The organism is Saccharothrix mutabilis subsp. mutabilis (assembly GCF_039521145.1).
Taxonomy (GTDB): domain Bacteria; phylum Actinomycetota; class Actinomycetes; order Mycobacteriales; family Pseudonocardiaceae; genus Actinosynnema; species Actinosynnema mutabilis.
In genome coordinates, this window is the sequence record NZ_BAAABU010000038.1 from 19,482 (window position 1) to 27,010 (window position 7,529).

Here is a 7,529-nt window from a genome sequence, read left to right on the forward strand (position 1 = left end):
CGCGGGAGGCGCGCCGTCGCACGTCGAGGCTCAGCGCCGGCGCCAGAGCAGCCAGCCCAGGTACACCCCGCCCAACGCGCCGGTCGCCACGCCCACCGGCAGGTTGCCCGCGAACCGCTGGGCCGAGAAGTCCGCCGCCAGCACCAGCAACGCCCCCACCCACGCCGCGGGCAGCAACCCCGCCCCCGACGCGCGGGTCAAGCGCTTGGCCACCTGCGGCGCGACCAGGGCCACGAACGCGATCGGGCCGGCCGCCGCCGTGGCCACCGCGCAAGCCGCCGTCCCGACCACCAACAGATAAACCCGGCTGCCCTCCACCGGCACGCCCAACGCCCGCGCGGCGTCGTCGCCCATCTCCAGCATTTCCAGCCACCGCGCCCCGAACAGCAGCGCCGGCACCAGCAACGCCAGCGCGATCACCGGCGGCCACAACTGCGGCCAGCCCAGGTTGTTCAGGCTCCCCGTCAGCCACACCGTCGCCCGCGTCACGTCCGCGACCCCGGCGTTGACGATCAGGTAGAAGTTGACCGCCTGAAGGATCGCGCTGACCCCGATCCCGGTCAGCACCAACCGCAACCCGCGCACACCGCGCTGCCACGCCAGCACGTACACCAGCACGGCGGTCACCAAGCCGCCCACCAGCGCACCGACCGACACCGTCGTAGCGCTGCCCCCGAACACCAGGATCACCAACAGGCCACCGGTCGCGGCGCCGTAGTTGAAGCCGATGATGTCGGGGCTGCCCAACGCGTTGCGCGACAGGCTCTGGAACACCGCCCCGCTCATCCCCAGCGCCGCGCCCACCGCCAGCGCGATCAGCACGCGCGGCAGCCGCAGGTCCAGCACGGCGAAGTCGGTGATGCGACTGCCGTTGCCCAACAACGTGCGCACGACGTCCAGCGGTGCAACGGGAATGGCTCCGGTGCCCAGCGCCAGCACCCCGATGACGAAGATCGCCGCCACCAGCGCCAGCGACACGGAGAACGACCGCTGGGTCATGCCCGCGCCCTCCCGCGCCGCACCAGCCACAGGAAGACCGGCGCGCCCAGCAGGGCCGTCACCACGCCCACGTCGATCTCCTCGCGGGCCATGACCCGACCCAAAACGTCCGCCAGCAGCAACAGCACGGGCGCGAGCACCGCGCAGTACAGCACCACCCACCGCTCGTCCGGCCCGGTGAACGCCCGCACCATGTGCGGCACGGCCAACCCGACGAACACCAACGGCCCCACGGCCGCCGTCGCCGCGCCCGCCAGCAACGTGATCGCCACCAGCGTCACCAGCCGCGTCCGCCCGAGGTGCGCGCCCAGCGCCTTCCCGGCCTCGTCACCCAACGACAACGCGTTCAGCGGCCGACCCATCGCGACCGCGAGCAGCAACCCCACGGCCAAGAACGGCAGCACTTCGACCAGCGTCGTCCAGCCGGCCCGTTCCAACGACCCGACGGTCCAGAACCGCATCTGGTCCAACGCCTGCTGGTCGAGCAGGATCACCGCCTGCGTGATGCCGGTCAACGCCGCCGACACCGCCGCGCCCGCCAGCGCCAACCGCACCGGCGAAGCGCCGCCGCGCCCGGCGATCGCGTACAGGGCGACCCCGGCCAGCGCCGCGCCGCCGAACGCGCACCACACGAACACCCGCAGGTCGGTCAGCCCGAACACGCTGATCGCCAGCGCCGCCGCCGTGGACGCCCCCGCGTTGACCCCCAGCAAACCCGGGTCCGCCAACGGGTTGCGCGTCAACGCCTGCATCAACGCGCCCGCCACCCCCAGCGACGCGCCGACCGCGATGCCGATGAGCGTGCGCGGGATCCGCAGCTCCCACACCACGAACGCCGAGTCCGACCCGTCCCGGGCGAACAGCACGTCCAGCACGGTGCCCAACGGGATCGACCGCGAGCCCACGGCGATGCTCAGCAACGCCACCGCGACCAGCGCGACCAGCCCGCACACCAGCCCGAACACCCTGCGGCTCGGCACGGCGACCCGCGCCGGGGCGGTGACGCTCACCCGGCGGCCCCGGTGAGCCTGCGCGCCAGCTCGACCTTGCTGACCTTGCCGACCTTGGTCAGCGGGAACGACTCCAGGGTCTCCAGCCGGTCGGGCAGCTTGTAGGAGGCGACCCCGCGCTCCCGCAGGAACGCCGTGACCTCGCGCAACGTCGGCGCGTCGCCCTTGGGCACGATGAACGCGCAGGTCCGCTCGCCCATCACCGCGTCGGGCATGCCGACCACGGCCGCGTCGTGCACGGCCGGGTGCGCGAGCAGGTGGTTCTCCAGCTCCTCGGCGGGGATCTTCTCGCCGCCCCGGTTGATCTGGTCCTTGCGCCGGCCCTCGACCACCAGGTGCCCGGACGGCAGTTGCCGCACCACGTCACCGCTGCGGTAGAAGCCGTCCTCGGTGAACGACCGCGCGTTGTGCGCCTCGGCCTTGTAGTAGCCGCGCAGCGTGTACGGACCGCGCGTCAGCAGCTCGCCGCTCTCGCCGGGCGCGACGGGTTCGCCCTCTTCGTCCACGACGAGCACCTCGTCCGCCGGGCACAGCGGCGCGCCCTGCGTGGTGGTCTTCAGCTCGTCGGAGTCGTCCAGGCGCGTGAAGTTCAGCAGGCCCTCGGCCATGCCGAACACCTGCTGGAGGTCGCAGCCCAGGGTCTCGCGGACGCGGGAGGCGGGTTCGGCGTTGAACTTCGCGCCGCCGACCTGGAGCAGCTCCAGTGACGACAGGTCGGCGTCCATGAACTCCACGACGTCCATCCACAGCAACGCGATCGGCGGCACGACCGCCGTCACCGTGACGCGTTCGCGCTCGACCAGCTCGAACACGGTGTCGGCGCTGGGGTCGGGCGCGAGCACGACCGTGCCGCCGGCGGCCATCGCGCCGAGCAGGCCGGGGGAGGCCAGGGCGAAGTTGTGCGCGGCGGGCAGCGCGACCAGGTACACCGTGTTCTCGCTGAACCCGGAGACCTCCGCGCTCGCGCGCGCGTTGTAGAGGTAGTCGTTGTGGGTGCGGGGGATGAGCTTCGGCGTCCCGGTGGTGCCGCCGGAGAGCAGGAACAACGCCGGCGCGACCGGGTCGGGCGCGGGCAGTTCGACCGGCGCGGCCTCGGGCAGCGCCTCGAACTCGGCGGGGTCGCCCACGACGAAGACGTGCCGCAGCGACGGCGCCGCCTTCCGGACGGTCCGCGCCAGCTCGCGGTAGTCGAAGTCGCCGTCGGAGTCGGCGATGAAGTACGCGACCGCCTCGCTCAGCTCGCACAGCGGCACGATCTCGGCTTCGCGGTGCGCGGGCAGGGCGAGCACGGGCAGTGCGCCAACCCGAAGCAGCGCGAAGAACAGCGCCACGAACTCGGGGACGTTGGGCAGCTGCACGACCACGCGCTCGTCGCGACCCAGGCCCAGGCCGTGCAGCCCGGCGGCGATCCGGTCGGCCCACGCGTCCAGCTCGGCGTAGGTCCAGCGGGCGCCGTCGGCGGCCACCAGCGCGGTCCGCTCGGGGTGCCGTTCTGCGCCGCCCCGCAGCAACACGTCCAGGGACTGGTCGGTCCAGTACCCCTCCGCCCGGTACCGCTCCACCAGCTCACTGGGCCAGGGCACACAGCCGTCCAGCATCGTCGACTCCCTAGATCGCCTCGCGAAAGTTAGGTTAGGCTAGCCGACATATCGGAGGGAAGGTGCCGTGCGCCTCGGCGAACTCGTGATCGACATCTCACCCCTGCGCACGGACCCCGCCTACCGGCTGGTGTTCGCCGCGCAGACGGTGACCGTGCTGACCACCGCGTTGACCAACGTCGCGATCAACCTGCACGTCTACCAAATCACCGGGTCCTCGGTCCAGGTCGGGCTGGTGGGCCTGGTGTTCGGCGCGGCGCTGCTGGTCGGGCTGCTGGCCGGCGGCGTGCTGGCCGACCGGGTGGACCGGCGCAAGCTGATCCTGGGCTCGCGCGGGATCGTGGCGGTCGTGCTGGGCGGGTTGGCGGTGAACGCGGCGAGCCCGTCCCCGGCGCTGTGGTTCGTCTACGTGGCCGCGGTGCTCGCGGGCGCGGTCGCGGGGCTGGGCGGGTCGGCGCTGATGGCGGTGATCCCCACGCTGGTCTCGCCCGCGCACATCACCGCCGCGGGCGCGCTGATCACGTTGACCAGCCAGTTCGGCGCGATGGTCGGGCCGTCGATCGCGGGGGTCATCGCGTCCGGGCCGGGCGTGGCGGCGTGCTTCGCCATCGACGCGCTCGGGTACGTGGCGGCGGTGGCGTTGCTGTGGCGGTTGCCGTCGATGCGCGCCGAGTCCGCCGACGAGGAGCAGCAGCACCCGTTGCGGTCGCTGGCCGAGGGCTGGAAGTTCGTGCGCGGCAACGCCGTCGTGCGCGGCCTGCTGGTGATCGACCTGTGGGCGATGGTCTTCGCGATGCCGTACGCGTTGTTCCCCCAGATGGCCGACGAGGTGTTGGGCGGCGGTGCGTACACCGTCGGCCTGTTGTTCACCGCGCCGGCGGTGGGCGCGTTCGTGGGCGGCTTGTTCAGCGGGTGGACGGGGCGGTTCAAGCACAGCGGGCGCGCGCTGATCGCGTCGGTGTTGTTGTGGGGCGTGTCGATCACGGCGTTCGGCCTGGCGGGGAACCTCTGGCTTGCTCTCTTGTGCCTCGTGATCGCCGGCGTCGGCGACACCACGTCGGAGATCCTGCGGCGCGCCCTGTTGCAGCACCACACCCCGGATCGCTTGCAGGGCAGGGTGAGCAGCCTGTGGCTCGCGCAGGCGACGTGCGGCCCGGCCGTGGGCAGCGCCGAAGCCGGCCTCGCGGCGCGGTTGCTGGGGCCCGGCATCGGTGTCGCCGCCGGCGGTGTCGTCTGCATACTGGGCGTGTGCCTGGTGGCACTGACCATGCCCGCGCTGCGCCGGGCCGACCTGCGGGGGGAACCGTGGCCGTCGCGAGCCTCAACGGCCTGACCATCTCCTACGACGTCCGGGGTTCGGGCGACCCGGTCGTGCTCGTCATGGGCACCGGCGCCACCGGCAAGGTCTGGCACCTGCACCAGGTGCCCGCGCTGGTCGGGGCCGGGTACCGGGCGGTCACCTTCGACAACCGGGGGATCACGCCGTCCCCGCCCGGGTTCACCATCGACGACCTGGTCGCCGACACGGCCGCGCTGATCGAGCACCTCGACCTCGGGCCGTGCCGGCTGGTCGGCACGTCGATGGGCGCGCAGGTGGTCACCGAACTGGCGCTGGCCCGGCCGGACCTGGTGTCGCAGGCGGTCCTGATGGCCACCCGCGGCCGTCCGGACGCCATGCGCGCGGCGATGGGCGCGGCCGAGCGGGAGTTGCGGGACAAGGACATCGCGCTGCCGCCGCGGTACGAGGCGGTGAACCGGGCGCTGCGCAACCTGTCCCCGGCGACGCTCAACGACGACGAGGCCGTGCGGCAGTGGCTGGACATCTTCGAGCTGTCGCCGATCCTGTGGACACCGGGCCTGCGCGGCCAGCTCGACCTCGACATCACCGAGAGCCGGCTGGAGGCCTACCGGGACATCCGGACGCCGTGCCTGGTGATCGGGTTCGCCGACGACGTCCGCCTGCCCGCGCACCTGGGCCGCGAGGTGGCCGACGCGATCCCGACGGCGGACTTCGTGCTGTTGGAGGGCTGCGGCCACTACGGCTACCTGGAACGACCCGCCGAGGTCAACTCCGCGATTCTCACCTTCTTCGCCGCTGGACACCCTTAGTCCGCCCTTACTAAGGTAAGCCTCAGTTAACTTCTCGCACTGGAGGCTTGCCGTGACGAACCCCTTCGACGACGACAGCGGGCGCTTCTTCGCGCTGGTCAACGACGAGGGTCAGTACTCGCTGTGGCCCACCTTCGCCGAGGTGCCCGCCGGCTGGCGGGTCGTGTTCGGCGAGGACTCGCGGGAGGCGTGCCTGGCCCACATCGAGGCCGCCTGGGTCGACCTGAGGCCGCGCAGCCTGGTCGAGAGCGAGCGCTGACGGTGTCGAAGAGCGTCGAGGACGTTCTCCCGCTCACCCCGCTCCAGCAGGGCATGGTCTTCCACGCCCTCCTCGGCGAGCAGACCGACGTCTACACGGTGCAGACCGTGCTGCGGTTGGCCGGTCCGGTGGACGCCGAGCGGCTCCACCGGGCCGTGGTCGCCCTGGTGCGGCGGCACTCCGTGCTGCGGGTGTCCTTCCGCACGCAGGCGTCGGGCCAGTTCGTCGGGGTCGTGCGGCGGACCGTCGAGGTGCCGTGGCGCGTGGTGGAGGACCCGGCGGACTTCCGGGCGTTCCTGGACGCCGAGCGCGCCGAGCCGTTCGACCTGGGACGCCCGCCGCTGGCCCGGTTCACGTTGGTGCGCCTGGGCGACGAGCACGCCCTGGTGATCTCCTCGCACCACCTGCTGTGGGACGGCTGGTCCGCGCCGGTCCTGGTGCGGGAGCTGTTCGCCCTGTACGGCAACGAGGACCTGCCGCCGGTGCGGCCGTTCCGCGACTACCTGACGTGGCTGTCCAAACAGGACACCGCCGCCGCTTCGGCCGCGTGGTCCGAGGCGTTGGCCGACCTGGACGGCCCCACTCTCGTGGGTTCGTCGACCGGCGCGGGCCTGCCGCGGCGCACCGAGTTCACGCTGTCGGTGGCGAGCACGGCGGCGCTGACCCGGTTCGCGCGCGAGCGCGGCCTGACCCTGAACTCCGTGGTGCAGTCGGCGTGGGCGTTGGTGCTGGCGTCCCTGACCGGCCGCGACGACGTGGTGTTCGGCGCGACCGTCTCCGGCCGGCACCCCGACGTGCCCGGCGTCGAGTCCGTGGTCGGCCTGCTGATCAACACCGTGCCGACCCGCGTCCGCCTGCGCCCGGCCGAAACCCTGGTGGAGCTGGCGACCCGCGTGCAGCGCGAGCAGGCCGCCCTGCTCGACCACCAGCACCTGGGATTGGCCGACATCCAGCGCGCGGCCGGGCAGTCGCCGCTGTTCGACACCCTGCTGGTGTTCGAGAGCTACCCCGGCGCCGACCTGGCCGACTCGCCGCTGTCCGGTGTCGAGGTGCGCGACGCGACGCACTACCCGTTGGCGCTGCTGGTGGTCCCGGGCGAGACGGTGACGCTGCGCTTCGACCACGACCCGGCCCGCTTCGACAGCGCGGCGGTGGCCGGCGTGGCCGAACGCGTGCAGGACGTGCTGGGCCGTTTCGTGGCGACCCCCGACCTGCCGGTGGCCCGGTTGCGGCCGTTGACCGACGCCGAGTACGCGAGCGTGGTCACCGCCCCCAACGCGACCACGCACCCGGTTCCCGCCACGACCCTCGCGGAGTTGTTGGCAGCACAGGCTTCCCGCACCCCGAACGCCACCGCCGTCGTCTTCGAGGGTGTCGGCACCACCTACGCGGAGCTGGACGCGCGAGCGTCGGAGCTGGCCGGCCGCTTGGCGGGTCGTGGTGTGGGCCCTGGTCACGTGGTGGGCGTGCGGATGGACCGTTCGCTGGACCTGGTCGTGGCTCTTCTGGGTGTGGTGAAGGCCGGCGCGGCTTATCTGCCGCTGGATCCGTCGT

Annotated in this window: 7 protein-coding genes; 4 read left to right on the forward strand and 3 right to left on the reverse strand. The window is 72.6% G+C overall.

The features are described 5' to 3' along the window. Positions 1-30: 30 nt before the first annotated feature. Genes ABD126_RS37965 through ABD126_RS37975 form a run of 3 tightly spaced genes read right to left on the reverse strand, consistent with a single transcriptional unit; the run spans position 31 to position 3,607 of the window. Entirely contained in the window at positions 31-999 is a 969-nt protein-coding gene (locus ABD126_RS37965) for a FecCD family ABC transporter permease (RefSeq protein ID WP_343940401.1), read from the reverse strand. Beyond that, positions 996-2,009: a FecCD family ABC transporter permease gene (locus ABD126_RS37970; protein WP_343940403.1), complete on the reverse strand. Its 1,014-nt coding sequence runs from the start codon at positions 2,007-2,009 to the stop codon at positions 996-998. The genes ABD126_RS37965 and ABD126_RS37970 overlap by 4 nt, the downstream gene beginning before the upstream one ends. Then, positions 2,006-3,607: a (2,3-dihydroxybenzoyl)adenylate synthase gene (locus ABD126_RS37975; protein ID WP_343940405.1), complete on the reverse strand. Its 1,602-nt coding sequence runs from the start codon at positions 3,605-3,607 to the stop codon at positions 2,006-2,008. Before ABD126_RS37975 ends, ABD126_RS37970 begins: the two co-directional genes overlap by 4 nt. 67 nt (positions 3,608-3,674) lie before the next feature. Here ABD126_RS37975 and entS point away from each other — a divergent pair, with 67 nt between their 5' ends. From entS to ABD126_RS37995, 4 genes are all read left to right on the forward strand, one after another. After that, positions 3,675-4,940: an enterobactin transporter EntS gene (entS, locus tag ABD126_RS37980; RefSeq protein WP_343940407.1), complete on the forward strand. Its 1,266-nt coding sequence runs from the start codon at positions 3,675-3,677 to the stop codon at positions 4,938-4,940. Then, on the forward strand, positions 4,913-5,716 hold the full coding sequence (locus ABD126_RS37985; protein ID WP_343940409.1) for an alpha/beta fold hydrolase: 804 nt from the start codon (positions 4,913-4,915) through the stop codon (positions 5,714-5,716). The genes entS and ABD126_RS37985 overlap by 28 nt, the downstream gene beginning before the upstream one ends. 52 nt (positions 5,717-5,768) lie before the next feature. After that, on the forward strand, positions 5,769-5,975 hold the full coding sequence (locus ABD126_RS37990) for an MbtH family protein (protein WP_343940411.1): 207 nt from the start codon (positions 5,769-5,771) through the stop codon (positions 5,973-5,975). 2 nt (positions 5,976-5,977) lie between these two features. Further along, positions 5,978-7,529: condensation domain-containing protein (locus tag ABD126_RS37995; RefSeq protein WP_343940413.1), on the forward strand; the 1,552-nt coding region annotated here is incomplete at its 3' end.

Bases quoted from the DNA above. Each gene is read 5' to 3' on its own strand.
- ABD126_RS37965 (WP_343940401.1), bottom strand. From the start codon at position 999: ATGACCCAGCGGTCGTTCTCCGTGTCGCTGGCGCTGGTGGCGGCGATC.
- ABD126_RS37975 (WP_343940405.1), bottom strand. From the start codon at position 3,607: ATGCTGGACGGCTGTGTGCCCTGGCCCAGTGAGCTGGTGGAGCGGTAC.